This is a genomic window from Embleya sp. AB8, from assembly GCF_049739465.1.
In the GTDB taxonomy this organism is placed as follows: domain Bacteria; phylum Actinomycetota; class Actinomycetes; order Streptomycetales; family Streptomycetaceae; genus Embleya.
In genome coordinates this window covers 295889-322632 of sequence record NZ_JBMHHY010000006.1, presented here as the reverse complement: position 1 = coordinate 322632, position 26744 = coordinate 295889, and the positions used below count along the sequence as shown (strand labels likewise).

General features: G+C 70.6%; 19 protein-coding genes and 1 pseudogene. 17 read left to right on the top strand and 3 right to left on the bottom strand.

Going from position 1 to position 26744, the window contains the following annotated elements:
* Nucleotides 1-60 precede the first annotated feature (60 nt).
* From ABIA38_RS11475 to cimA, 17 genes are all read left to right on the top strand, one after another.
* Entirely contained in the window at nt 61-1629 is a 1569-nt protein-coding gene (locus ABIA38_RS11475; protein WP_424638413.1) for a DUF2079 domain-containing protein, read from the top strand.
* Between the two features lie 1196 nt (nt 1630-2825).
* Nucleotides 2826-5579 (top strand): putative bifunctional diguanylate cyclase/phosphodiesterase, encoded by a 2754-nt coding sequence (locus ABIA38_RS11470; protein ID WP_424638412.1) that lies wholly within the window; start codon nt 2826-2828, stop codon nt 5577-5579.
* A 302-nt stretch (nt 5580-5881) separates the two neighbouring features.
* Nucleotides 5882-7654, top strand: a complete 1773-nt coding sequence (locus tag ABIA38_RS11465; RefSeq protein ID WP_424638438.1) for an acetolactate synthase large subunit — start codon at nt 5882-5884, stop codon at nt 7652-7654.
* Between the two features lie 42 nt (nt 7655-7696).
* Complete coding sequence (gene ilvN / locus ABIA38_RS11460; RefSeq protein ID WP_020556335.1) at nt 7697-8224, top strand: acetolactate synthase small subunit; 528 nt, start codon at nt 7697-7699, stop codon at nt 8222-8224.
* Between the two features lie 156 nt (nt 8225-8380).
* Nucleotides 8381-9379, top strand: coding sequence for a ketol-acid reductoisomerase (gene ilvC, locus ABIA38_RS11455; protein WP_424638437.1), 999 nt, complete (start codon nt 8381-8383; stop codon nt 9377-9379).
* Nucleotides 9380-9578: 199 nt separating this feature from the next.
* Complete coding sequence (locus ABIA38_RS11450) at nt 9579-9956, top strand: hypothetical protein (RefSeq protein WP_424638411.1); 378 nt, start codon at nt 9579-9581, stop codon at nt 9954-9956.
* Between the two features lie 2 nt (nt 9957-9958).
* The gene (locus ABIA38_RS11445; protein WP_424638410.1) at nt 9959-12118 is read left to right on the top strand and encodes a DUF6571 family protein; all 2160 of its coding nucleotides are present in this window, start codon (nt 9959-9961) and stop codon (nt 12116-12118) included.
* Nucleotides 12119-12279: 161 nt separating this feature from the next.
* Nucleotides 12280-12537, top strand: coding sequence for a hypothetical protein (locus ABIA38_RS11440; RefSeq protein WP_424638409.1), 258 nt, complete (start codon nt 12280-12282; stop codon nt 12535-12537).
* A gap of 83 nt (nt 12538-12620) precedes the next feature.
* A complete protein-coding gene (locus ABIA38_RS11435) occupies nt 12621-13136 on the top strand; it encodes a SigE family RNA polymerase sigma factor (protein WP_424638408.1) in 516 nt (171 codons plus the stop codon).
* A gap of 174 nt (nt 13137-13310) precedes the next feature.
* The gene (locus ABIA38_RS11430) at nt 13311-14963 is read left to right on the top strand and encodes a PP2C family protein-serine/threonine phosphatase (RefSeq protein ID WP_424638407.1); all 1653 of its coding nucleotides are present in this window, start codon (nt 13311-13313) and stop codon (nt 14961-14963) included.
* A gap of 55 nt (nt 14964-15018) precedes the next feature.
* On the top strand, nt 15019-15849 hold the full coding sequence (locus tag ABIA38_RS11425) for a hypothetical protein (RefSeq protein ID WP_424638406.1): 831 nt from the start codon (nt 15019-15021) through the stop codon (nt 15847-15849).
* A 31-nt stretch (nt 15850-15880) separates the two neighbouring features.
* Entirely contained in the window at nt 15881-16702 is an 822-nt protein-coding gene (locus tag ABIA38_RS11420; protein WP_424638405.1) for a hypothetical protein, read from the top strand.
* 67 nt (nt 16703-16769) lie between these two features.
* Nucleotides 16770-17162, top strand: coding sequence for a hypothetical protein (locus tag ABIA38_RS11415; protein WP_424638404.1), 393 nt, complete (start codon nt 16770-16772; stop codon nt 17160-17162).
* Between the two features lie 212 nt (nt 17163-17374).
* A complete protein-coding gene (gene serA, locus ABIA38_RS11410; protein WP_424638403.1) occupies nt 17375-18964 on the top strand; it encodes a phosphoglycerate dehydrogenase in 1590 nt (529 codons plus the stop codon).
* A 796-nt stretch (nt 18965-19760) separates the two neighbouring features.
* Nucleotides 19761-20804, top strand: a complete 1044-nt coding sequence (locus ABIA38_RS11405) for a 3-isopropylmalate dehydrogenase (protein ID WP_424638402.1) — start codon at nt 19761-19763, stop codon at nt 20802-20804.
* Nucleotides 20805-21049: 245 nt separating this feature from the next.
* Nucleotides 21050-22177: a branched-chain amino acid aminotransferase gene (locus ABIA38_RS11400; RefSeq protein WP_424638401.1), complete on the top strand. Its 1128-nt coding sequence runs from the start codon at nt 21050-21052 to the stop codon at nt 22175-22177.
* 1206 nt (nt 22178-23383) lie between these two features.
* On the top strand, nt 23384-25012 hold the full coding sequence (cimA, locus tag ABIA38_RS11395; RefSeq protein WP_424638400.1) for a citramalate synthase: 1629 nt from the start codon (nt 23384-23386) through the stop codon (nt 25010-25012).
* A gap of 28 nt (nt 25013-25040) precedes the next feature.
* Here cimA and ABIA38_RS11390 read toward each other — a convergent pair whose 3' ends face one another.
* From ABIA38_RS11390 to ABIA38_RS11380, 3 genes and pseudogenes are all read right to left on the bottom strand, one after another.
* Nucleotides 25041-25526, bottom strand: coding sequence for a hypothetical protein (locus ABIA38_RS11390; RefSeq protein WP_424638399.1), 486 nt, complete (start codon nt 25524-25526; stop codon nt 25041-25043).
* A gap of 297 nt (nt 25527-25823) precedes the next feature.
* On the bottom strand, nt 25824-26414 hold the full coding sequence (locus ABIA38_RS11385; RefSeq protein ID WP_078975288.1) for a GTP-binding protein: 591 nt from the start codon (nt 26412-26414) through the stop codon (nt 25824-25826).
* Nucleotides 26395-26727, bottom strand: a pseudogene (locus tag ABIA38_RS11380) (DUF742 domain-containing protein); the annotation flags it as partial. The pseudogene ABIA38_RS11380 and the gene ABIA38_RS11385, both read right to left, overlap by 20 nt.
* Between the last annotated feature and the right edge of the window lie 17 nt (nt 26728-26744).

The window sequence follows — 26744 nt, the reverse complement described above, 5'->3', positions numbered from 1 at the left end:
GGGATGCGGGGCCGACACCGGTACGGTGTGCCCCGCGCAGGCCGACCCGGACGGAGAGACATGGAAGACAGGGGGACGGCGCACCGCGCTGTTCACGAACGATTCGAGGCATCGGACCCGGCCGGCCCGGCCGGTGGACCCGGTGGCTCGGCGGTGGCCGAAGCGGCCGTCGTCGCCCCCCGCACGGGTGAACACGACCTCGGATTGCGCACGGTGGTCGAGCGGGCCCGCCGCCGGGTGGGTCCGGGCGCCCTGCCGTACCTGCTCGCCGGGCTCTTCTTCGCGATCTACACGACCCACTCGCTGCTGCGCCATCGCCGGATGGAGACACACGCCTACGACCTGGGCCTGTTCGAACAGGTGGTCCGGGCGTACTCCAACTTCGAGGCGCCGGTATCGGACATCCGATCGCCCGGATTCAACGTGCTCGGCGAGCACTTCCACCCGATCCTGGCGCTGCTCGGCCCGATCTACCGGATCTTCCCGGGCGCGAGCACGCTGCTGGTCGCCCAGGCGTTCCTGGTCGGCATCTCGGTGATCCCGATCACCCGGATCGCGGCCCGCGCGTTCGGGCCGTGGGGGAGTGCGGCGCTCGGCATCGCGTACGGCCTGTCCTGGGGCATCCAGTCGGCGATCTCCTTCGACTTCCACGAGATCGCCTTCGCCGTACCGCTGCTCGCCTTCGGTCTGGATCGTTTCCTGCTCGGCCGGCATGTCCAGGCGCTGGCCTGGTGGCTGCCGCTGATCCTGGTCAAGGAGGACCTCGGCCTGACCCTGGCGGCGGCGGCCGTACCGCTCCTGGCGCTGCGCCGCTGGAAGCTGGCCGCGGTACACGTGCTGATCGGGGTGGCCGCATTCGCGCTGGCGATCTTCGTCCTGCTCCCGGCGATCAACCCGAACGACACCTATGCGTTCTGGGGCAACCTGGACACCTCGCAGCGCTCCGGCCAGGCCGACCCGAACACCTCGCTGAGTCAGGTGCCGATCTCCGAACTGATCGTCGAACTGCCCAAGTCGATGGTGTATCCCAGCATGAAGTGGATGACGCTGTTCATGCTGCTGCTGCCCACCGGGTTCATCGCGCTGCGCTCGCCGATCCTGGCGATGATCGTGCCGACCATCCTGTGGCGGTTCACCTCCCAGAACACGTTCTACTGGGGCACCTACTTCCACTACAGCGCGGTGCTGATGCCCATCGTGTTCGCGGCGTTCGTGGACGGCGTGGTCAAGCTGCGCGCGTCGCACGTGGACTGGCTGCGCCGATACGCGGTGCACGCGGCCATCGTTCCGCTCGCGGTGTCGATGGCCTTCGCGCGCGACTTCCCGCTGATGGACCTGCTGCACAAGCGCGCCTGGGTGGTCCAGGACCGGGTGCACTCGGCGCACAAGGTGCTCGACCAGATCCCGGACGACGCCAAGGTGTCGGCCACGATGAGCTTCTCGCCGCAACTGACCGCACGGGCCCGGGTCACCGACTTCCCGACCATCCTGCCCGGCCCCGGCTACGCGGCGATCGAGGTATGGGGCGACAACAAGGAATGGGCCCGCTACTGGATCGCCTACCTCCTCGGCCAGGGCTTCACGGAGGTAGCCAGAGAACCGGGCGCGGTCCTTCTCAAGCGCGACTGAGGCCGCTATCCGGGGTCCGCTTGGCGGGCCGCTTCGCGGGCCGCTTGGCAGCGCGGGTCGGCCCGACGGATCCGCGCCCGGCGCCCTGCGTCGCGAGTGTCGCCTGTCGGCTGCGTGGCCGTTGTTGCCCTGGTCGGCTTTGCCGGCTCGTGGTCGGGGGCGGTTGGCGGCTTGGCGTGGTGGTGTTGGGCTGGCGGCGGGGTGGCCCTGGGTCCGTTCGGCGGGGCCGTCTCGTGGCGGTGGCCACCGCCTCGTCGTTGCACGTCCGCTCCGCGGCCGGGGTTTTTGCTTGGTGCTTCGCATCCGTTGTTGCCCGTCCGCTACGCGGCCGTTGCTGCCCTGCACGGCTTTGCTGGCTCGCGGTCGGGAGCCGTTGTCCGCTTGGCGGCCTCGGCGGCCGGTGGCCATGTCGCATTTCGCGGCCCATCCCGGCTCCCGCCCTCGCCGGGCCCGAAACCGGATCCCGACGAGACTCTCACTGCTTGGGTCGATGCGTGACCTGCGGTTTTACCCGGCGCCCGCCCCCGGGCCTGCACAGGCCGGCTGACCCGTCGGGGTTCACCTGCCTGGGCGCACCGGACTGAGCCGTCGGGTGCGACCCACCGGGCGTGATCCGTCAAGACCGGCCCGTCCGGTCTCCACCCGCGCGCCCCGCGCCCCTCCGTACCTTGGCTGCGAGCCCCCCGCGCCCGGGCGCCCCCGGTCTGCGCTCCGCCGTCCGAGTTCTCCGTGCTCACCCTGCCCGCCGCCCGGTCGGCCGGTGGGCAGGGCCCGGGCGACAGGCCGGCGCGTGGTTTCGCCGGTGCCCGGGGTGGTTTCCGGCTTCCCGACAACGCCGTTGCGGGGTGCTGAAACTCCCAGGTTTGCCCTGATCAGCGACCCTTTTTCCGGCCAGTGTCGGGACTTTGTCACAAATGCACGGGAAGGGACTCCCATGCTGGGCATCATTAGTTACTCTGTGTTGAGTAAGACAAGCTCACAGTGACGGGTTGGTGTATCGTCCGGGGCGTGGGGCGTTGAGAGACGCGCACGGTCGGGTGTCGCACCCCCGTCGCGCCGGCGCCGACCGCCCCGCCTCACGGCTGGGGTGTGAGGGCCGGTGCAGTGCCATGAAGCGTCGTGGAGGCGACTTCGGGCAGAGGGGAGTGCGGAATGCCGGGGGACCACTGCCGGAGTGGCCGAGCCACGACGACCCGGTGCGGCTGCTGATCTTGGCCGACACCCCTGCACAGCGGCAGCTGAAGTACCTGATCGCGCCGTTGTGTCTCGTGTATGCGATCGGTGCGCTCCAGGGCTGGGGCAATCCGACGCTGTCGCTCGCCATGGGCGACTTCGGCCTGGCCGCCGCGGCGGCCGTGGCGGCGGTCTCCTGTGCGCTCAAGTCCGTGCACGAATGCGGGCGGGCCCGGTTGTCCTGGGCGCTGTTCGCGTTCTCCGCCACGATGGTCTCGCTGGGCAACGGCATCTGGGGCTGGTACGAGGTCGTGCTCGGCGTACCGGTGCCCACGCCCGGGCCGACCGATGTGATCTTCCTGCTGTTCGCGCCGCCCACCATCGTGGGCCTGCTGCTGGTCGCCCAGCGCCCGCGCGGGATCGCCGCGTGGACCTGCGTGGCCCTCGACGGCTGGTTGATCGCGGGCTCGTTGTTCACCCTTGGCTGGAGTCTGGCGCTGGCCCGCAATACCAACGGGGATCGCTCGGACATCATCAAGATCGTGCTCACGCTCGCCTATCCGGTGCTCGACATCCTGATGATCAGCATGGTCCTCGGATTGCGTTTTCGGGCCGGTTCGGGAGATCGCGCGGCACTGAATCTGGCCCTGGTCGGCCTCGCGGTCACCGTGATGAGCGACGCGCTATGGACCACACCCGGGCTGAACAGCGGATATCGCTCCGGCGGCCTCCTCGACGTGGGCTGGTTCGCGGGCAGTCTGTTGCTGGCCATCGCGCCGTGGACCGGGCACGGGACCGAGGCGCACGAGCGGCCCCGGCACCGGACCATCTCGATGCTCTCCGCGCTCACCCCCTACATCGCCGCCGCGGTGTGTACGGCCGGTGTCCTCGGCGGCGCGGTGGCCGGCCACGCGCCGGACAAGGTGGTGCTCGGGGTCGGTGCGACCGTACTGGTCACCCTGGTGCTGCGGCAGGGCATCACGCTCGTCGACAACGTGTTCATGGCCCAGGAACTGTCCGCCAAGGAGAGCCACTTCCGGTCCCTCGTGCAGGGCTCCAGCGATGTGATCATGATCGCCGCGAGCGATGGCGTGCTCCAGTACGTCAGCCACGCGGTGCGCCGGGTCTACGGGTTCGAACCCGAGGAGTTGGTCGGCACCCGGCTGGAACTGCTGATCCATCCGGAGGAGAGCGCGCGGGTACAGCGCGAGCTACGCGCGTTCCTGGACGGCGCGGTGCCGCCGGCCGAGGGGGACACCGCGATGGTGCGGGTGGAGTGCCGGATCCGCTCGGCCGGCGGCACCTGGCTGCACACCGAATCGGCGGTCAACCGCTACGGCGACGGGCTGATCTTCAACAGCCGCGACGTCACCGACCGGATCAAGCTGCAGACCCAGCTCGAACACGACGCGTTCCACGACCGGCTCACCGATCTGCCCAACCGGGCCCTGTTCGAGGACCGGATCCAGCACGCGCTGGCCCAGCGGCGCGGGGTCACGCCCACCATCGCGGTGTTGTTCGTGGACCTGGACGGGTTCAAGGCGGTCAACGACAACTACGGGCACACCGCGGGTGACGAACTTCTCGTCCAGGCCGCGCGCCGGCTCGAACACGCGGTCCGGATCGGTGACACGGTGGCCCGGTTCGGCGGCGACGAGTTCGCCGCGCTCCTGGTCGGCGATCCCAGCCCGCGGGCGATTCGGGAGATCGCCGAGCGGCTGTTGTCCACGCTGTCCTCGCCGTACCGGATCGCCGACGGCGAGGTACGGGTCGCGGCCAGCATCGGGATCGCCTTCTCCGCGCCCGGGATCGCCCCGGCCGACCTGATGCGGCACGCGGACGCGGCGATGTACCGGGCCAAGGACGGCGGCAAGGGCCGGGTCGAGGTCTACACGCCGGACATGGACGCCGACGTGGAGCGCCGGGCGGCCCGGGCGGCGGGGCGCCGGCGGGTGGATCGGGACGGCCGGCTGGCCATCTCGTACCAGCCCGTCGTCGACCTGGACACCGGCCGGGTGCGCGACGTCGAGGCGGCGCTGTCTCGGGTCGAGGACGGCGGCGTCCCGGGCCGGGCGGACCACGTCCGGCTCACCGCCGGCGTCGACGGGCGGCTCTCGGCGGTGGGCCGTCGCCTGCTCGAGGAGAGCGCGCTGGCCGCCGCGACCTGGCGGGCGGCCGGCCACGAGATCGGCGTCACGGTCGGCCTGGCCGCGCGCCAACTCACCGGCCCGGGCTTCCTGGACGTGCTGGAGGAGACACTGCGCGGGGCCGACCTGCCGGCCGCCGCGCTGACCCTGGAGATCACCGACAACGTGCTCCCGGACGGCGACGAGCTGCTGCTCGGTCGGATCGCGGTGTTGCGCCGGCTGGGCGTGCGGTTGTCCCTGGACGACTTCGGCACCGGTCACTCGTCGCTGACCTACCTGCGCCGGTTGCCGGTGGACGCGCTCAAGATCGACCGTTCGTTCGTCGCCGAGGTCGGCACGTGTCCACATCTGACCGTGCTCACCTCGACGATTGTGCGATTGGGGTTGGATTCCGGACTGACCCTGGTGGCGGCGGGCATCGACAGTCACGCGCAGGTGGACATACTGCGCGAGATGGGCTGTCAGCGCGGGCAGGGCAACTGGTTCCACCCGGCGGTGTCCGGCGACGCGATCTTCGATGTGCTGGGTCAGATCCCGTTGGGGAACAGCGCGGTGCGCGGCCCGCGTCCGGATCCGCTGCCCGAGGTGCGTGCCGCGCTGCCGGTACAGGTGCCCAGACCACAGCCGTGAGCCGGGGCGCGGCGCGGGCCGGGCGCGCGGCGCGGCACGGGGCGGCCGAAACTATGACGGCCCGTCATTCCTGGACAAAGAATCCCGAATACTGAGACGTGCGAAGACCCGGCTTGACACGTACACGGGCGCGGAGAGAGAGTCGCGGGCATGCAGACCCGCATCCTCGTACTTGAGAAGCGCGTGAACTGACCACCGAGTCGGTTCGCGCGCCCCCCTCGCTTGCCTAACGGCACGGGGGGTTTTTTGTTGCAGTCCGACGGGTCCGGGCCTCGCGCCCCCACTCGAGATGCCGACTTCAGATCGAGAAGACGAGAAGAGACGAACGCATGACCGATCAGGTGACAGGAGCCCAAGCGCTGATCCGCTCCCTGGAAGCCGCAGGGGTGGACACGGTCTTCGGCATTCCCGGGGGAGCGATTCTTCCCGCCTACGATCCGATGATGGACTCGACGAAGGTGCGCCACATCCTCGTCCGGCACGAGCAGGGCGCCGGTCACGCGGCGGAGGGTTACGCCCAGGCGACCGGCAAGGTCGGGGTGTGCATGGCCACTTCGGGCCCCGGGGCGACCAACCTGGTGACCCCGATCGCCGACGCGCACATGGACTCGGTGCCGATCGTGGCGATCACCGGCCAGGTGGCCAGCGCCGCGATCGGCACGGACGCCTTCCAGGAGGCGGACATCTGCGGCATCACCATGCCGATCACCAAGCACAACTTCCTGGTCACCGACCCGGCCGAGATCGCGCCCACGATCGCCGCGGCGTTCCACATCGCCTCCACCGGGCGACCCGGCCCGGTCCTGGTCGACATCTCCAAGGACGCGCTCCAGGCGAAGACCGACTTCGTCTGGAACGGCACCCCCGAACTGCCCGGCTACCGCCCGGTGACCCGGCCGCACGCCAAGCAGATCCGCGAGGCCGCCCGGCTGCTCAGCGAGGCCAAGCGCCCGGTCCTGTACGTCGGCGGCGGGGTGCTCAAGGCACGCGCGTCGGCCGAGCTGAAGATCCTCGCCGAGCTGACCGGCGCGCCGGTGGTCACCACGCTGATGGCGCTGGGCGCGTTCCCGGACAGCCACCCGCAACACCTGGGCATGCCCGGGATGCACGGCACGGTGTCTGCGGTCACCGCGCTGCAGAAGGCCGACCTGATCTTCGCCCTGGGCGCCCGCTTCGACGACCGGGTCACCGGCCGGCTGGACACCTTCGCGCCGCACGCCACCATCGTGCACGCGGACATCGACCCGGCCGAGATCTCCAAGAACCGCACCGCCGACGTGCCGATCGTCGGCGACGCGCGCGAGGTGATCGCCGACCTGGTGGTCGCGGTCCAGGCCGAGCACGAGGCCGGCCGGTTCGGCGACTACCAGGAGTGGTGGACCGCGCTCAACCGCTGGCGCGAGACCTACCCGCTGGGCTACGACCTGCCGGCCGACGGCTCGTTGTCCCCGCAGCTGGTGATCGAGCGGCTCGGCGCGATCTCCGGGCCGGACACGATCTTCGCCTCCGGGGTCGGTCAACATCAGATGTGGGCCTCGCAGTTCATCCGCTACGAGAAGCCGTACACCTGGCTCAACTCCGGCGGCGCCGGGACGATGGGCTACTCGGTGCCGGCCGCGATGGGCGCCAAGGCGGGCATGCCGGACACCACGGTGTGGGCGATCGACGGCGACGGTTGTTTCCAGATGACCAACCAGGAACTGGTCACCTGCGCGGTCAACGACATCCCGATCAAGGTCGCCATCATCAACAACGGCACCCTGGGCATGGTCCGCCAGTGGCAGACGCTCTTCTACAACGAGCGCTACTCCAACACCGACCTGCAGAGCCGCCGGCTGCCGGACTTCGTCAAACTGGCCGAGGCGATGGGCTGTGTCGGCCTGCGCTGCGAGAGCCCGGACCAGTTGGACGAGACCATCCACAAGGCGATGTCGATCAACGACGCGCCCGTGGTCATCGACTTCGTCGTGCACCAGGACGCGATGGTGTGGCCGATGGTCGCGGCGGGTTCGTCCAACGACGAGGTGATGGCGGCACGCGACGTGCGCCCCGACTTCGGCGACTCGGACGACTGACCGGACGACAGGGCATCAGGAAGGCATAGGAGTCCAGCGATCATGTCCAAACACACCCTCTCGGTTCTCGTCGAGAACAAGCCCGGTGTCCTCGCCCGGATCACCGCGCTGTTCTCGCGGCGGGGCTTCAACATCGACTCGCTCGCGGTGGGCACCACCGAGCATCCCGACATCTCGCGGATCACCATCGTGGTCAGCGTGGTCGAGGAACTGCCGTTGGAGCAGGTCACCAAGCAGCTGAACAAGCTGGTCAACGTGCTCAAGATCGTCGAGCTGGACCCGCCCGCGTCGGTGCAGCGCCAGCTGCTGCTGGTGAAGGTGCGCGCCGACCACGAGACCCGCTCGCAGGTGGTGGAGATCGTCCAGCTCTTCCGCGCCAAGACGGTCGACGTCTCACCCGAGGCGGTCACCGTCGAGGCCACCGGTGGCCCCGACAAGCTTGCCGCGATGTTGCGCATGCTGGAGCCGTTCGGCATCAAGGAACTCGTCCAGTCCGGCGTCGTGGCCATCGGTCGCGGCGGTCGCTCGATCACCGACCGCTCGTTGCGGTCGGTGGAGCGCTCGGCCTGACGGACCCACCCGGTCCGGTCGGGTATCCGACGGATATCTGACGGTCCGTCACGGTCCACATTGCAAACCGCCGGCCCGCGGTCCGCTCGTCGTTTGCGAAGATGACGAGCGGGGCGTGGCCCCCGGAAACACCCTGTCTTGAAGGAGAACCCCGAAGTGGCCGAGCTGTTCTACGACGACGACGCCGACCTGTCCATCATCCAGAACCGCAAGGTCGCGGTGCTCGGCTACGGCAGCCAGGGCCACGCCCACGCGCTGTCGCTGCGGGACTCCGGCGTCGATGTGCGGGTCGGTCTGCTGGAGGGCTCGAAGAGCCGGGCCAAGGCCGAGGAGGCCGGGCTGCGCGTGGTCACCCCCGCCGAGGCCGCCGCCGAGGCCAGCGTGATCATGATCCTCACCCCCGACCCGGTCCAGGCGAAGGTCTACGCCGAGGCCGTGGAGCCCAACCTGCAGGACGGCGACGCGCTGTTCTTCGGGCACGGCTTCAACATCCGGTTCGGCTTCATCAAGCCGCCGGCCAACGTCGACGTGTGCATGGTCGCGCCCAAGGGCCCGGGTCACCTGGTGCGCCGGCAGTACGAAGAGGGTCGCGGCGTGCCGTGCATCGTCGCGGTCGAGCAGGACGCGTCGGGCCAGGCGCTCGCGCTCGCGCTCTCCTACGCCAAGGGCATCGGCGGCACCCGCGCCGGCGTGATCAAGACCACCTTCACCGAGGAGACCGAGACCGACCTGTTCGGTGAGCAGGCCGTGCTCTGCGGCGGTGCCTCGGCGCTGGTCAAGGCGGGCTTCGAGACCCTGGTCGAGGCCGGCTACCAGCCGGAGATCGCCTACTTCGAGTGCATGCACGAGCTGAAGCTGATCGTCGACCTCATGTACGAGGGCGGCCTGGAGAAGATGCGCTGGTCCATCTCGGAGACCGCCGAGTGGGGCGACTACATCACCGGCCCCCGGATCATCACGGCCGACACCAAGGCCGAGATGAAGAAGGTCCTCGCCGAGATCCAGGACGGCTCGTTCGCGACCGCGTGGATGGCGGAGTACGAGGCCGGTCTGCCCAAGTACAAGGAGTACGTGAAGGCGGACGCCCAGCACAAGCTGGAGACCACCGGCAAGGAACTGCGCAAGATGATGAGCTGGGTGACCAACGAGGGCTGATCCTCGAGTGGTCGGCTCTTCTTCGTAGCGTGCGTGGTGCCCCGGACCGGATCGGTCCGGGGCACTTTGCCGACCGGGGGACTTTCCGCAGGAGGATTTCCCGGTTCGGGTGGTTTCCGGATCGGGCCATCGGTGTTCACGGGGGATTCACCATGCGTCGGTTTCGAGTGCCATCGCAGGATCGCTTGACTCGGTGATCATGAGCGACCCCTCACGGATCTTCTCGATACTCAATCCCGGCATGCCGCAGAGCGTGATCCCGCCCGGCACCGGCCCCGTCGGACCCAACGACAAGACCAAGGTCGAAGCGGGCCAACTGCGGGCCTCGGCCAAGACGTTGTTCGAGATGGGCGGCGCGATCGGTGTCGACCGCTCCGTACCGGACGCGTCGGCCGCCAAGACCGCCTTCGCCGGCTGGCAGTTGGTCGCGCCGCTGAACGCGGCGAAATGGAAGGAGCAGGTCGGCCGGCTGAAGAGCGACCTGTCGGAGATCTCCTCGGGCCTGTACTCGATCGCCGGCAACTACGACCGCAACGAGCACGCGGTGACCATCTCCCTGGCCGGGAAGGTGAGTTGAGCATGGTCGGCTTTGCCCAGCTGCGCGATGTCAACGTCGAGGCGCTGCGCGAATCGGCCCAGGAGTTCTACGACTTCGCGGCCTGGCTGGACCACGAACAGCAGGAAGTGCGGGTCGACGCACAGGCGTTGACGGTGACCGGCCAGTGGGACGGTCCGTCCGCGAAGGCCACGCTGGCCCGATACCGGGGCCTGGACCAGGTGTTCGAGGGCGGCAAGACCGAATTCCGGGCGATCTGCGCGATCCTGCGCGACACGGCGGACGACATCGGCGCGGCGAAGAAGCGGCTGACGGACGCGATCGCGGACGCCCAGGCGCACGAGTTGGTCGTACACGACGACGGATCGCTCACCTGGGGACCGCTCAAGCCGCAGGGGCATCAGCCCGACCAGCAGGAGGTGGACACACACAACACCAAGATGACGGGGCTCGCCGAGGGCTTCCAGCACAAGTTCAAGAGCGCGCTGGACGACGCCACCGACGCGGACGCCCGTACCGCCGTCGCGCTCAAGGGCGACATCGGCACCAGCACCACCTCGTTCAACGCGAACGCGATCGGCGGCGGCGAACTACCCGACTCGATCCGCGCCGTGGAACTGGCCAAGCGGATCAACACGCTGACCCCGGAGGAACTGGAGGAGCTGCGCAACCTCCTGCACGCGAACGAGAAGTCGTCGATCTTCTCGACGAACTTGATGAACACGCTGGGTCCGCAGGGTCTGCTCGACCTGGAGGCGGGCGTGGTCAACCAGGGCCGAAAGGGGACCGGGCACGACGTCGACCCGACCACGATGGAGCACCTGAAGGCGATCCAGGACTCGGTGGGCGTGAACCTGGCCACCGCGACCCGGTCCGACGGGCAGCCGCACGTGACCCAGAGCTGGGTGGACGGGCTCAAGGAGGCCGGGCGCAGTCGTACGTTCGTGCTCGACGGCATACCCAAGCACTACCTGTACGGGTATCAACTGCTCGGCAATCTGCTGCACCAGGGCGACTACGACAAGCAGTTCCTCGGCGACGTGGGCAAGGACATGGTCGCCTTCGACCGCAAGGGCTACGACCCGCACGAGCAGGTCCCGCTGATGGGCGACGACTACCCGCTGATGCACGACGGAGCGGGGCACACGGGGCGCGGCTTCGACCCGATGGGCGGGCTGATGGACGCGCTCGGGCGCAACCCGGGGGCGGCCGAGCAGGTGCTCGACCCGGCTTCGGGGGACAACCTGCACTACCTGATGAAGCAGCGCGACTGGGGCCCGGAGACCGGACCCGGCTCGCCCGCCAACGAGTTCGGCAAGGCGTTCGAGGCGGCCACGACCGGGCATCCGGCGGGCGACCCGACCAGCGGTCGGCACACCGAGGCGGGCGCGCGGATCATCGCCGACGCGGTGCACACGATCGGGCAGGACGGCCCGGGCGGGCACTTCGCCGACTATCGGGACAGTTTCACCAACGCGATGGCCTCGTACATGCCCGACATCCACAACGAGCTGCGCAACGAGCGCGCGGGCGGATCCTCGGACCCCGACCCGCTGTTCCCGAACTCGGGGGAGGCCCGGGCCATCTTCCTCGGCAACACACCCGACCACGACGTGCTGCGCACCATGGCGGTGCTCGCCGAGGACCCCAAGGCGTTCAAGCAACTCTCCGACGCCGAGCACGCGTTCGCCGCGGTCGGCCTGGAACGCATCGCGAAGGGCAACCCGCCCGCCGGGATCACCGCCGACCAGCACTTGGCCCAGTCGGCCCAGGTGGTCGGCGCGTTGGACGCGGTGCGCGCCGAGGCGATCCGACACCAACAGGTGCTCAGCGACAAGGAGTACAACAACGAGGTCGGCTGGACCGGCAAGGGCGCGGCCAACGTGGTCGCCGGCGCGGTCAAGATGAGCCCGTTGCCCACCATGGTCGCCGAGCCGCTGTCGCGGATCATCACGATGACCGCCGACTACGAGGTCCAGCAGCACCAGGCGGACAGCGCCGCGCATACCGACCGCGAAATCGCCGACCAACACGCGTGGGGCCGCGGCTACATGCAACAGATCGCCGCCGACTGGGCCGGCCAACACGGGCGCCAGGCGGAAATGCCCGGCTACGACCTGACGGTGGACAACAACTTCACCACGGGCCAACGCAAGGCCCAGGAGGCGTTGGGCCAAGCGTAGGGGTGCGGGGGAAACCGCAGCCTTCGAACGTGACGCAACGGGTGGGCGGGTGGGCACAAAAATCGCGCCCGACCACAACGCAACCGCACCCCGTCCGCACACGTGTGCCCCGTACCGGACGTGTCGCTCGGACCGCGCGGTGGGTGACGGGGGACGCGGCCATGCAGGACGAGGAGGCGCTCGCCGTCGTGTTCGGCGCGCTCGAACGTGACGTGCGTCGCGTCGTCGACGGCGGGCGAGTCCCGTTCGACCGACTGCTCGCCCGGCGCAGCCGCCGGCACCGCGTCCTGGCGAGCGCGGCGTTCGTGGCCGGCCCCGCGCTCGTCCTCGGGATTCGGTTGGTCCGTACACGGAACCGATCACCCGCTCGCGAGCGTGGGTGGGGGAGAGACGCCCGAGGCGGGTATTCCGCGACCTGAACCGAGATCAGGTGCGCGCCCCGGGCCGGATAAGGTACCGGGTCACGGCAGGACGAACACGCCGCGACGGACGCGGGGGAACGATGGGACGGGACACGGGCGGTCGCGCCGACTTCGACGTGTTCTACGCGGAGAGCCACGGCGCCCTGGTCGCACACCTGTACGCGCTGACCGGCGATCTCGGCGAGGCCCAGGAGGCCGCGCAGGAGACGTACATCCGGGCCTGGAAGGACTGGGACCGGATCAGCGGCTACGAGAACCCCGTCGCCTGGATCCGCCTGGTCGGCCAACGGATCGCGGTCAGTCGCTGGCGCCGCACCCGAACCGCGCTCAAGAGCTGGATCCGGCACGGGCCCGACCGCGACCTGCCCGCCCCGGGACCGGAGTCGGTGGCCCTGGTCACCGCGTTGCGACAGATCCCCGAGGCGCAACGACGCGCCGTGGTCATGCATCACATGGGCGGCCTGTCCGTCGCCGAGATCGCCGCGCACGAGGGCACCCCGGAGGGGACGATCAAGGCCCGGCTCTCGCGCGGGCGCACCGCGTTGGCGGGACTGCTCGCGGACGGTTCGGAGCCGGTGCGCACCGGTCGGTCGTAGCCGCCCATGGGGTCGATCCGGGTGACGCGCGGGAGGCGCGTCGAGGAAACCTGCGGGAATTGCCCTTCCGGTTCACATGCCGGGGCCGTATTCGAGGCAGCATGCTTGAACGAGGCAGTGCTATCGCCGCACCGGATTTGCCGTTCCGGTCCGACATCGTGGAGCGTGAGACACATGAGGGGCACAGGGGACTCGGGTCGGGAGACGACCGTGCCGGCTCGCGGTGGCTTGCCGGAACGAACGTTGCGGCAGGACGAATTGCGCGCCGAACGACCACCGGCGGCGGACGACGACATCTTCGGCGACCTCTATCTCGACTTCGAGGACGCGCCGACCCGCGAACCGGTGGACCGGATCGAGCCGCCGGTGCCCGCGCCGGTGCCCGAGCCGGACCGGGTGGCCGAGCCGCCGCCGATCGGGTTCGACGACCTGCTCGGGAGCAAGGGCGAGCCGGGCGCGGCGGCCGAGGGCGGGCGGGTCGTACCGGCGGTCTCGTACGCCGCCGGGCCGGTCGCGACCGAGCCGGCCGCCGAGGACGCGCCGAACCCGCCGGGCCCCGAGCCGGCCGGGCCGGGGGCGCCGTGGCACGGGGCGCCGCATCCCGCCGAGACGTTCGCCACCGAGCCGGCGGAGCCGGAGGAGCCGGCCGGGCGGGTCGGGCACACCGTGACGCCCGCCGCGGTCGAGCCGGACGCGCGGACTCCGGCGGTGCCGCCGCCGGTTCCCGCGCCGCCGACGGTCGCCGGTTCCGCCGACACCACCGTGGCCGCGGGGCATGCGGTGCCGCCGCCCTCGGTGCCGCCGATGCCCACATCGCCGCCGTCGGTGCCCGCGCCGGCCGCGCCGGCCCCGGCCTCCTCGCCCGACGAGTCGCAGACCCAGGTGTTGTCCGTGGCCGAACCGGTCGAGGACGCCGACGAGCTGGACGTGCCCACCACGTCCCGCAGCGACAGCCTGCGCCGGTCCGACGAGGCCGGGGACGACGTGCAGGAACACCTCGGGCCGCCGCTGGGCGTACAGGCGTCCGCGTGGTCCACCTCCTCGCACCCGGGGCGGCGCCGGGCCGCCAGGCGCGAGCGGCGCGGCCTGGGTCCGGAGCTGAGCGCGCGGGACAACGACGACCGATACGCCGCCACCGGCGAGGTGTTCATCGTCGCCGACGGCCTCGGCGGCCATCCCGCCGGTTGGTATGCGGCCGATGTCGCGGTCCGCACGTTGGTGGCCGAACTGGCCGCCGCCGACCTGTCCGCGGGCTGGAGCGACCGGCTCGGCGCCGCGATCGCGGTGGCCGACCTGGCCGTTCGCCGACACGGCGTCGCGCAGTACGAGGGGATGCGCACCACGGTCGTGGCGGCCGTACTGCAACACGGCCGGCTGCATCTGGCCGGCTGCGGGGACAGCGTGTGCTGGCTGGTCCGCGGCGGCCGGGCGTTCCGGCTCACCGAACAGGGCAACGCCGCCGAGTTCGGCCGGCCCTGGCTGCTCACCTCCACCCCGCTCGGCGGCTCGCAGGCCCCCGAACCCGAACTGCAACGCATCGAACTGCACCCGGGCGACCGTGTGGTCCTCGCCACGGACGGCGTCGGCCACCTGCCCGACGAAACGGTCGCCGACCTGGTGCACGGCGACCCCTTCCACGCGGCAACGACCTTGACCAGGACGGCCGTCGAGAGCGGTGACGACGACGCGACGGCGGTCGTGGTCGAATGCGACGCGCTCCCCGTACCGGAGGGTCACCGCTCCGGCGCCGACCCCCGGGAACAACCGGAGGATGCGTCGAGTGGCCCCGGGGCCCTACGGTCGTCGGACGGGGGAACGGCCTGGTGACGGTTCACCGGGTGACGATGGGCGATGCCCCAGCGCGGGGCACGAGACCGGACGGATGGCGATGCTCGAACTGATCCTCACCGTGGCGACGTCGGACGACGCCGACCAGCAGGAGTCGGACCTGGCCCGGCCGCGCACGGTGAAGGTGCAAAGCGAGCCCGGCAAGAAGATCGCGATCGGCCGGGACCCCTCGCGCTGCGGCCTGGTCACGCCGAAGGACTGGCGTTTCGTGTCGCGCGTGCACCTGGAGTTCGTCTACTCCCTGGAGCGCGGCTGGAGTGTGGAGTGGCTCCAGGGTTCGCACCCGCGCCCGGTCGCACTGGTCCAGATCGACCGCGAGGGTGTGTCCGAACCGGTGCCCTACGGCGCCACGCTGCCGCTCGGCTCGCTGCGCCCGGGCCGGGTCGTGGTCACCGACCTGGCCCGGCGCCGGCGGGTGTTGGTGGAGTGGCGGGTGTCGCTGCCGCAACGCGCGGGCGAGGACACCACGGAGCCCGACGTCGGGGTGCCCGAGACGCAGGACGTCGCGCCGTTCGTCCTGCAGAACCGCCTCTCCGAGACGGAGATGGAGGTACTCGCCGCGCTGTCCTGCGACTGGGTGCACGGGCGTCCGGTCAAGCGCGCGAAGTCGACCAAGGAACTGTGCGACCTGCTGCACCTGTCGGCGGCCACGGTCGAGCGGTACAAGACCAAGCTGCGCCGCGAGTTCTACAGTTCGGGCCTGTGCCCGGAGCTCAACTCCCTGCTCGGGCCGAACTACCTCGACACCGTGCGGCACGTACACGGCGGGTGGGACCTGATAGCCCAGACCGCGGTCACCCACGGGATAACCGGACGTGGTCCGTGTCCGTGTGGTGCCGACGCGCCGCACGCGGGTACCAGGTGAGCGGTAGGACCCGGGAGGGGGCGAGGGGAACATGCTCGAACTGAACATGTCGTTCACCGCGATCGCGGACGGCCGCGAGGCGGAGCGGGATCCGCTGCCCGGCCCCAAGAGCGTACGCACCCCCGGCGTGGTGGGCACGCGGTTGTTCGTCGGCCGCGACCCCGGCGCGTGCCGGCCGCTGCTGACCCCGCACGAGTGGCTGTTCGTCTCCCGCAAGCACCTGGTGTTCGAGTACAGCGAGGTCCGCGGCTGGACGGTGGAGTGGCCGCGCGGGGCCCGGGACACGCCGGTGGCGATCGTGCGGATCAGGCGCGGGGAGACCTCGCAGGACATGCCGTACGGGGCGATTCTGCCGCTGCCCGCCGGTACCGGCGGCAACATCCTGGTCAGCGACCTGGCCCGGCGGCGCAGCGTGGTGCTCGGCTGGCGGGCGATGCAGACGGACCGGCCCAGTTCGGCGTCCACCCTGGACGGCGGCGCGCCGCCGACGGTGGACGTCGGGCCGGAGGAACTGCGCAACAAGCTGCGCGGGGTGCGCCTGGAGGTACTCGCGGCGATGTCCTGCGACTGGATCCACGGCCGGGCCACCAAGCGGCCCAGGACCACGGACGAGCTGTGCGAGATGCTCTACATGGCCAAGGCCACCGTCGAGCGGTGCAAGACCGAACTGCGCCGGGACTTCTACAGCTCGGATCTTTGCCCGGAATTGAACCATCTGCTTGGACCCGACTACCTGGACACCACCCCGCATGTGCACGGAGGGTGGGACCTGATCGCCCAGACGGCGGTCACCTGCGGCATTGTGGGCCGCGAACCGTGTCCGTGTGCCCGGCGCGGCGGCTCGATCGACTGAGGCGACGCGAACGGCGGGGGCAGGGCGCGGAATCGACTGACGAGCGGGAGCTTGGGGGAGGAAACCGGTGCTCGATCTCAACATGGCGTCGACTTCGGGGGCGGACGACGCGGCGACGGTCGCCATGCTGATGGCCAGCGCGCCGAGCCGGCCGGGAGCGACGCTGGCGGTGGGCCGCGACGCGACCCGCTGCCATCTGGTGACGCCGGCCGACTGGCTGTTCGTGTCCCGGGTGCACCTGGAGTTCCAGTGCGCGGACGACGCGACGTGGTGGGTCACCTGGCGCCGCGGCTCGCAGGACGCGCCGGTGGCCGAGGTACGAGTCGACGACGGGCAATCGCGCACCCTGCCCTACGGCGGCACCGCGCCGCTGCCCACGCCGGGTTCCGGCGAGGTGGTCATCCTCGATCTGAACGGTCAGCGCCGGGTCACCATCGCCTGGTTCCTGGCCGCCGACTGACGGAGGCTCGACCGGGGATCGAGCGGGGCCCGGCCGGGACTTGACCGGGACTTGACGGCGGGTCGGAAACGTTGCCCCGCGTGTCCCGTGTCCATTCATCGGACTTCTGTGAAGTCCTTCACAAGGCGGCGGTAGGATCGGCCTCGCGTCAGGCCACCCCGTCGTGCGTCTTCCACGCGGCCACCCGTCATCGCAGCACGCGAAGGAAAACCGTGAGCAAGCCCGTCGTTCTCATCGCCGAAGAGCTGTCCCCGGCCACCGTCGATGCCCTCGGACCCGACTTCGAGATCCGCCACTGCGATGGAGCGAACCGCGGTGAGCTGCTGTCCGCGATCGCCGACGTCGACGCCATCCTGATCCGCAGCGCCACCAAGGTCGACGCCGAGGCGATCGCCGCGGCGAACCGGCTCAAGGTGGTCGCGCGCGCCGGCGTGGGGCTGGACAACGTCGACGTACCGGCCGCCACCAAGGCGGGCGTGATGGTCGTCAACGCGCCGACCTCGAACATCGTCACCGCCGCCGAACTCGCCTGTGGCCTGCTCATCTCGGTCGCGCGCAACATCCCGCAGGGCAGCGCGGCGCTCAAGAACGGCGAGTGGAAGCGCAGCAAGTACACCGGCGTCGAACTGTCCGAGAAGACCCTCGGCGTGGTCGGCCTGGGCCGGATCGGGGTCCTGGTCGCGCAGCGGATGTCCGCGTTCGGGATGAACATCGTGGCCTACGACCCCTACGTACAGCCCGCCCGCGCCGCGCAGATGGGCGTGCGCCTGCTCACCCTGGACGAGGTCCTGGAGCAGTCCGACTTCATCACCGTGCACCTGCCGAAGACCCCGGAGACGCTGGGCCTGATCGGCGACGAGGCGCTGCGCAAGGTCAAGCCGACGGTGCGCATCGTCAACGCGGCACGCGGCGGCATCGTGGACGAGGTCGCGCTCGCCGCCGCGCTCAAGGAGGGCCGGGTGGCCGGCGCCGGCCTCGACGTGTTCGCCAAGGAGCCGTGCACCGACAGCCCGCTGTTCGAGTTCGACAACGTGGTGGCCACCCCGCACCTGGGGGCCAGCACCGACGAGGCGCAGGAGAAGGCCGGCGTCGCGGTGGCCCGCTCGGTGCGCCTCGCACTGGCCGGCGAACTGGTCCCGGACGCGGTCAACGTGCAGGGCGGCGTGATCGCCGAGGACGTGCGGCCGGGCCTGCCACTGGCCGAGAAGCTGGGTCGGATCTTCACCGCGCTGGCCGGCGGCGTCGCGGTTCGGCTCGACGTCGAGGTGCGCGGCGAGATCACCCAGCACGACGTCAAGGTGCTCGAACTGGCGGCGCTCAAGGGCGTCTTCGCGGACGTCGTGGAGGAGTCGGTCTCCTACGTCAACGCCCCGCTGCTGGCCCAGGAGCGCGGCGTGGAGATCCGGCTGACCACCAGCTCGGAGAGCCCGGACCACCGCAACCTGGTCACCGTGCGCGGCACGCTCTCCGACGGCGGCGAGATCTCGGTCTCCGGCACGATGGCGGGTCCCAAGCACATCGAGAAGATCGTCGAGGTGACCGGCTTCGACGTGGACCTGGTGCTCACCGCGCACATGGTCTTCCTGCGCTACGCCGACAAGCCCGGCGTGGTCGGCGTGATCGGCCGCCACCTCGGCGAGGCCGGCATCAACATCGCCGGCATGCAGGTGGCCCGCGCCGCGAAGGGTGGCCAGGCCCTGGTGGCCCTGACCGTCGACTCGACGGTCGACCCCCAGACCCTCAACGCCATCGCCGAGGAAATCGGCGCGGAGTTCGTCCGCTCGGTCAACCTGGACGACTGACTTGTCGGGCGGCTGCGCCGCCGGCTCGCGAGGGGTCGATTTTCTCTCTCTCCTGCTTCGCTCCTCCGAGAGAAAATCGACCCCTCGCTCGTGACGGCGTGTCCCTCCGCTTCGCTCCGGGCCACGCCGTCTTGTTTCGCGGCTCCGCCGCGCTCCGCGCTTCGCGCGTCGATCACTCGGGCGGGCCCATCTCGTGGGCGCTGCCGCGCCGAACCGCAGCCGACGTCGGGGACTTGGGGGAAGCCCACCCCGGATCCGCAGCCGATCCACCAAATCCCGGTGAGCCGCCCCGGGGGGCTGCGGGGCCGGACCGGGTCGCCCCGCAGCCTCCAATCCCGCAGCCATCGAGGTGAACGCAACGGGTGGAGCGGGCGGGCACACCCTCCCGAGCCAAGTGCAACGCAACCGCGCCACGCCGACTCGTGGACCGTTGATCTCAGATAGTAGGAACTCCGAGTAAATTGCAGACAGCGATGTCACCCGTCGCCTACCGTGAAAGCAGACGGCTCCTCCCGTGCCCGGCAAACCCGCACGGCAGGAACTTCAAGCACGCCCACAAGGCCCCTGCACGTGTCCGTCACACACCGTGTAGACACCCAGCCCTGTGAAGGAAGTGCACTCATGGACGAAACCACGCGCCGCAACGCCGCCCGCGCCCTCCAGCGTGCCCTCGACCGCCGCGACAACGGCGGCAGCCCGACCGACGAGGACCGCTGACCAGCACCGATCGCACCCGGCGCGTCCCACCATCCGGACCGCACATGTCAGCCCCTGGGACGGAAGGTAGGGTCCACGTATGTCTCGCAGCATTCGTCTCGCAGTGGTTCCCGGTGACGGCATCGGCCAGGAAGTGGTCGCGGAGGGCCTGAAGGTCCTCGGCGCCGTACTTCCCGCCGACGTCAAGGTGGAGACCACCGAGTACGACCTCGGTGCCCGCCTGTACCACCGCACCGGAGAGACGCTGCCCGACAGCGTGCTCGACGAGTTGCGCGGCAAGGACGCGATCCTGCTCGGCGCCATCGGCGACCCGAGCGTCCCCTCGGGCGTTCTGGAGCGCGGCCTGCTGCTCAAGCTCCGCTTTGCCTTCGACCACCACGTCAACCTGCGCCCGGCCAAGCTCGCACCCGGCGTGGTCTCGCCGCTGGGCGCCGACGCGCGGATCGACTTCGTCGTGGTCCGCGAGGGCACCGAGGGCCCGTACACCGGCAACGGCGGCACGCTGCGCACCGGCACCGAGCACGAGGTGGCCACCGAGGTCAGCGTCAACACCGCGTTCGGCATCGAGCGGGTCGTCCGCGACGCGTTCGCCCGCGCCCAGGCCCGGCCGCGCAAGAAGCTGACCCTGGTGCACAAGAACAACGTGCTGGTCTACGCCGGTCGCCTGTGGACCCGGATCTTCGAGACCGTCGCGGCCGAATTCCCCGACGTCACCACGGACTACCTGCACGTGGACGCCGCGACCATCTTCATGGTCACCCAGCCCGAGCGGTTCGACGTGATCGTCACGGACAACCTGTTCGGCGACATCATCACCGACCTCGCCGCCGCCATCGCGGGCGGCATCGGGCTCGCGGCCAGCGGCAACATCAACCCGTCGGGCGAGTTCCCGTCCATGTTCGAGCCGGTGCACGGCTCGGCGCCGGACATCGCCGGGCAGGGCAAGGCCGACCCCACCGCCGCGGTGCTCTCGGTCGCGATGTTGCTCGAACACCTCGGCCGGACCGAGGAGGCCCGCCGGGTCGAGGCCGCCGTCTATGCCGACCTGGCCGAGCGCGCGAGCCTGGGCGCCCGTACCACGGCGCAGATCGGCGACGCGCTCGCCGCCCGAGTAGCCGGCTGATTCGCCGGCATCCACACGTTCGTCGACCGGGACCGTCGACGCGTGCCCCCTGCCGGACCGGCGAATCCGTCGTTCGGCGCTTCGGGGGCCGCGCCTGTCGGGATCCCGGTCGACTGCGTTAACGTCTCACCGGGTGGAACGCGGGTGCGGTTCCCGGGAACACTTCCAGTACGTCCAGTACGGGAAGCCGGGTCCCAGCAGCACCCAGCCCCGCCATACTCCACGGTGAAGGACGAGAACCAGCCATGACGACTGCCGCCCCGCAGGAGCCCGCCCTCCAGGCTTCCCTGACGATCGACCTCAAGCCCACCGCACACCCGCTGAGCGACGCCGAACGCGCCACCCGCCTGGAGAACCCGGGCTTCGGCCGCGTGTTCACCGAGCACATGGTCGCGATCAAGTGGAGCGCGGGACGCGGTTGGTACGACGCCCGGTTGACGCCCTACGCGTCCCTCGACATCGACCCCGCGAACATGACGTTGCACTACGCGCAGTCGATCTTCGAGGGCCTCAAGGCCTATCGCCGCCCCGACGGCAGCGTGGCCACCTTCCGACCGCACGCCAATGCCGCGCGTTTCCAGAACTCGGCGCGCCGGCTGGCCATGCCGGAGCTGCCGCAGGACCTGTTCGTGGCCGCGGTCGACGCGCTGGTCCGCCAGGACGCCGCGTGGGTGCCCAGCGCGCCCGAGGAGAGCCTGTACATCCGGCCCTTCATGTTCGCCACCGAGGTCGGCCTCGGCGTGCGTCCGGCGAACGAGTTCCTGTTCCTGGTCATCGCGTCGCCGGCGGGCCCCTACTTCGCGGGCGGCGTCCGGCCGGTCTCGGTGTGGCTGTCCAAGGAGTACGTGCGCGCGGTGCCCGGCGGTACCGGCGAGGCCAAGTGCGCCGGCAACTACGCCGCGTCCTTGATCGCCCAGGCCCAGGCCATCGAACAGGGTTGCGACCAGGTGGTCTGGCTGGACGCGGTGGAGCGGCGCTGGATCGAGGAAATGGGCGGGATGAACCTGTACTTCGTGTACGGGGAGGGCAAGGACGCCCGAATCGTCACCCCGCGCCTGACCGGTTCGCTGCTGCCCGGGATCACCCGCGACTCCCTCCTCCAACTGGCCGCGGACCGCGGCTATGCCACCGAGGAGGCGCTGATCTCGGTCGAGGACTGGCGCGACGGCAACGCGAACGGGACGTTGACGGAGGTCTTCGCCTGCGGCACCGCCGCGGTGATCACCCCGGTCGGCTCGGTCAAGTCCAGCACCGACAACTGGACCGTCGGCACGGGCGAGGCCGGCCCGATCACGATGGAACTCCGCAAGGCATTGGTCGACATCCAAACCGGCCGAGCCGAAGACACCCACGGCTGGACCCACCAAATCTAGGAAGCCGCCGGGCCGCGCTCCGCGCGGCCCCCCTGGTTGCCGCGCTTCGCGCGGAGGCGGCTGCGCCGCCAGGCGGCCTCCGGCCAAGCCGCGCGGAGCGCGGCCCCCTTGTCGCCGCGCTTCGCGCGGAGGCGGCTGCGCCGCCAGGCGGCCTCCGGCCGCTCTCCTCGCTGCGCTCGTCGATCACTCGTCGACGATCAAGTCGTGGGCGCTGACGCGCCGGGGGAGCGGCCGGATCCGCAGCGGCCCGTTGGTGCCCGGCTGGGCCCGCCCGCCCGGGGCCCGCCCGGTCCGCTCGTGCTGCCTGCCTGCCTGCCCGCACCGCAGGGCCCTGCCGCCCGTCCGCACAGCCTGCCCGCGCTGCCTCCTGTGTCGGCAGGGCCGTGCTGCAGCCCAGCCACCCCCCAAACGGCGCCTGAGCCCACCTGCTCGCGGCCTGCCTGGGCCCACCCGCCCGAGGCTTGCCCGGCCCGCTCGCACCGCCCGCCCGCGCTGCGCCCGTGGTACAGGGCTGTGCCGCAGCCACCGCCCCCCAACGGCGCCCGGGCCACCTGCAAGTGACGTGCGCGGCCCGCGCTGCCCGCCTGCACCACCTGCCCGCGCCGCCTGCCTCGCCGCGCCGGGCCCTGCTGCAGCCGCCCCCAACGACGCCCGGTCCCACCTGCTCGTGCCCCGCCCGGGCCCCCGCCCGCGCTGCCCGCCCGCGCTGCCCGCTCGCGCCGCAGAGCCCTACCGCAGCCGCCCTCAACTCCCGCCCGCCCGACCGCTCGGGGCTTGCCCTCCCACCGGTGCCGCCCACCCGCGCTTGCCCACCCGCGCCGCCCACCCCCCGCGCCGCAGGCCCCACCACCGGTCCACCGCAGCCACCACCCCCAACTCCCGTCGCCTCCGCGCGAAACCGCAGCGCGTTCACCCGACGCAACGGGTGGGCGGGTGGGCAAAAACCAAATACGCCCCGACCACATTGTGAGACCGCCGGACCGCGCACAGTGCGGATGTGGCAGACTCGCGACCATGCAGCAGTGGCTCATCATTAGCCGCGGCGTGCCGGCAACGGGCTGATTCCCCCACAAGGGGCTCCATCGCCCACCGCCCGCACGCAGACCTCTCGCGACCGCGAGGGGTCTTTTTGTTTGGCCGCCCACCCCGCGGCGAGCGAGCGCGCGCGGGCCCGCCATGTCTTGACCGATGGGAGAACCGAGGCCGATGCACCCCACGACGACCGATCCGAACGCCTTCCACGTCTTCGACACCACCCTCCGGGACGGTTCGCAGCGTGAGGGGATCAACCTGACGGTGTCCGACAAGCTGACCGTGGCCCGCCACCTGGACGACTTCGGCGTCGGGTTCATCGAGGGCGGCTGGCCCGGCGCGGTACCGCGCGACACCGAGTTCTTCCGCCGAGCCAAGGAGGAACTGCCGCTGAACAACGCGGTCCTGGTCGCGTTCGGCGCGACCCGCAAGGCCGGTACCACCGCCGCCGCCGACCCCCAGGTCCAGGCGCTGCTGGATGCCGAGGCGCCGGTGGTGTGCCTGGTGGCCAAGTCGCACGACAAGCACGTCTCGCTCGCCCTGCGCACCACCCTCGACGAGAACCTGGCCATGGTCCGCGACACCGTGACGCACCTGCGCGGCCGGGGCCGCCGGGTGTTCGTCGACTGCGAACACTTCTTCGACGGCTACCGGGCCAACCCCGACTACGCGCTGAGCGTGGTCGCCGCCGCCCACGACGCGGGCGCCGAGGTGGTCGTCCTGTGCGACACCAACGGCGGCATGCTCCCGGGCGGCGTTCGGGACATCGTCGCCGCCGTGCGCGCCGGCACCGGTGCCCGGCTCGGCATCCACGCGCAGGACGACACCGGCTGCGCGGTGGCCAACACCATTGCGGCCGTCGAGGGCGGCGCCACGCACGTCCAGTGCACCGCCAACGGCTACGGCGAACGGGTCGGCAACGCCAACCTGTTCCAGGTGGTCGGCAACCTCGAACTCAAGCTCGACATGCGCGTACTGCCCGAGGGCCGGCTGCGCGAGATGACCCGGATCTCGCACGCGATCGCCGAGGTGGTCAACCTCGCCCCCTCCACCCACCTGCCCTACGTGGGCGTGTCCGCGTTCGCGCACAAGGCCGGGCTGCACGCGTCCGCGATCAAGGTCGACCCCGACCTGTACCAGCACATCGACCCCGCGCTCGTCGGCAACGACATGCGGATGCTGATCTCGGACATGGCCGGCCGCGCCTCGATCGAACTCAAGGGCCGGGAACTGGGCTACGACCTCTCCAACGACAAGGACCTGGTCGGCCGGGTGGTCAACCAGGTCAAGGAGCGCGAGGCCGCCGGCTACACCTACGAGGCCGCCGACGCCTCCTTCGAACTGCTGCTGCGCGACGAAAGCTTGGGCCGCGCCCGGTTCTTCACGCTCGAGTCGTGGCGGGCGATCAGCGAACAGCGCGGCGACGGCGTACCGGTCAACGAGGCGACCGTGAAGTTGTACGCCAAGGGGGAGCGGATCGTTGCCACCGGCGAGGGCAACGGCCCGGTCAACGCGCTCGACCGGGCGCTGCGGCTGGCCCTGGAGCGGATCTATCCGCAGCTCGCGTCGTTCGAGCTGGTGGACTACAAGGTACGGCTGTTGGAGGGTCGCGGCGGCACCGACGCGATCACCCGCGTGCTGGTGGAGACCACCGACGGCAAGCAGGAGTGGAGCACCGTCGGGGTCGCGGAGAACGTGATCGCCGCGTCGTGGGCGGCCCTGGAGGACGCGTACACCTACGGCCTGCTCAAGGCGGGCCTGACCCCCGTCGCCCGGGACGACGACGGTCAGGCCGACAAGTAGCGGGTAGCGGACCGGATGTGACGGACCGTCAGGGGCGGCCGGGGCGGAACGACCGCCACCCGTCGCCCCACGGTTCGTCCCAGCCCGCGGGCAGCGGCGACAGCGCCCCCGGCGGCGGCGCGGGCAGCGCCGGCGGTGCGGGTTTGACCACCCGAGACTGCAACGGGGCCGGCGTCGGCGCGGGCGGCCGAACCGGTGCGGAGGCCAGCGGACTGGCCGCGGTCATCGGGTTCGGCGGCAGCAACGGTTCGCTGGTCATCGGCTTCGGCGGCAGCAGTGGTTCGCTCTCCTCGAGCCGGGCCAACTCGCGCCCGACGGCGAAGCGTTCGAGCCGTCCTCGGACCTCTTCCGGTTCCCGCGAGAGCGACAGCTCCCGATCCAGGTCGAAATCCTCGGCCGCCGCACCCGGCAGCAGATTCGCCTGCGGGGGCCTGCGCGGCAGCCCCGACTCGGTCGTTCCGTCGACCATCGGAAGGCGGGCCGCTTGTGCCGCGCGCCTGCTGTTGTCGTCCACCGAACCCCACCTCGGTTCGTTGTTGGGCCTGCGCCGCAAAAACGTTCTGATATCAATTGGGCAACAGATGGCTATGGGATGACCTTAGCAATGTGCGGGTCGAGGCGGGCCCCCGGTCGGGCATGTCGCCGAGTCCTGTCACACATTTGTCGAATTTCTCGAACACCCTCGGGAATGACGACACACGGTGTGCGCGGCGCCACAACACCTCAGGCGAACCCCGCAATGGGATTCGCCTGAGATGAGGTGGTACGCGATACGAAAAAACACAGATTGGAACGGTTGCCGGGCCGAACGTCAGCGCAGGCGAGCCATCAGCGCGTGCTCGACCAGCGTGATCAGGGTCGACTTGGCCGATTCGCGGCGCCGTGCGTCACAGCTCACGATCGGGGTGTCGGGCCCTATTTGCAATGCCTCGCGGACATCCTCCGCGTGGTGGGTCTGCAATCCGTCGAAGCAGTTCAACGCGACGATGAACGGCAGCCCGCTGTTCTCGAAGTAGTCGATCGCGGGGAAACAATCGGCGAGTCGGCGCGTGTCCACGAGAACCACGGCGCCGATCGCGCCGCGGACCAGGTCGTCCCACATGAACCAGAATCGGTGCTGACCCGGCGTACCGAACAGGTACAGGATCAGATCCTCGTCCAGCGTGATGCGACCGAAGTCCATCGCGACCGTGGTCGTCTGCTTGTCCGGCGTCGCCGACAGGTCGTCGACGCCGGCGCTGGCGGACGTCATGACCGCTTCGGTACGCAGCGGAGCGATCTCCGAGACGGCGCCGACGAGCGTGGTCTTGCCCACGCCGAATCCGCCGGCGACGACGATCTTCGCCGACGTGGTGGAGGACCTGGCGGGGACCGGGCCCGGGCTAGAGCTTGCGAAGTCCACTGAGCACCCTTTCGAGCAGCGTGACGTCCGGCTGCCCCTGGTCGTTCCCGGGCTGGTGGATGACCACCAGCCCGGCTTCGGCGAGGTCCGCGACGAGTACGCGGGCGACGCCGAGCGGGATGGTGAGCAGAGCCGAGATCTCGGCTACCGACTTGACCTCCCGACACAGCGCACAGATGCGCTGGTGCTCGGGCAACAGGCCGGGGGGATTGGCCACCTGAGGTGTCGTGGTGACCAGGGCCTCCAGCGCGAGCTGATAGCGAGGCCGGGTGCGACCACCGGTCATGGCGTACGGGCGGACCAGGGTCTCGTGAAACTCCTGGTCCCCGT

Bases quoted from the DNA above. Each gene is read 5' to 3' on its own strand.
- ABIA38_RS11400 (WP_424638401.1), top strand. From the start codon at position 21,050: ATGACGACTGCCGCCCCGCAGGAGCCCGCCCTCCAGGCTTCCCTGACG.
- ABIA38_RS11435 (WP_424638408.1), top strand. From the start codon at position 12,621: ATGGGACGGGACACGGGCGGTCGCGCCGACTTCGACGTGTTCTACGCG.
- ABIA38_RS11445 (WP_424638410.1), top strand. From the start codon at position 9,959: ATGGTCGGCTTTGCCCAGCTGCGCGATGTCAACGTCGAGGCGCTGCGC.
- ilvN (WP_020556335.1), top strand. From the start codon at position 7,697: ATGTCCAAACACACCCTCTCGGTTCTCGTCGAGAACAAGCCCGGTGTC.
- ABIA38_RS11405 (WP_424638402.1), top strand. From the start codon at position 19,761: ATGTCTCGCAGCATTCGTCTCGCAGTGGTTCCCGGTGACGGCATCGGC.
- ABIA38_RS11430 (WP_424638407.1), top strand. From the start codon at position 13,311: ATGAGGGGCACAGGGGACTCGGGTCGGGAGACGACCGTGCCGGCTCGC.
- ABIA38_RS11425 (WP_424638406.1), top strand. From the start codon at position 15,019: ATGGCGATGCTCGAACTGATCCTCACCGTGGCGACGTCGGACGACGCC.
- ABIA38_RS11475 (WP_424638413.1), top strand. From the start codon at position 61: ATGGAAGACAGGGGGACGGCGCACCGCGCTGTTCACGAACGATTCGAG.
- ABIA38_RS11420 (WP_424638405.1), top strand. From the start codon at position 15,881: ATGCTCGAACTGAACATGTCGTTCACCGCGATCGCGGACGGCCGCGAG.
- ABIA38_RS11440 (WP_424638409.1), top strand. From the start codon at position 12,280: ATGCAGGACGAGGAGGCGCTCGCCGTCGTGTTCGGCGCGCTCGAACGT.
- ABIA38_RS11450 (WP_424638411.1), top strand. From the start codon at position 9,579: ATGAGCGACCCCTCACGGATCTTCTCGATACTCAATCCCGGCATGCCG.
- cimA (WP_424638400.1), top strand. From the start codon at position 23,384: ATGCACCCCACGACGACCGATCCGAACGCCTTCCACGTCTTCGACACC.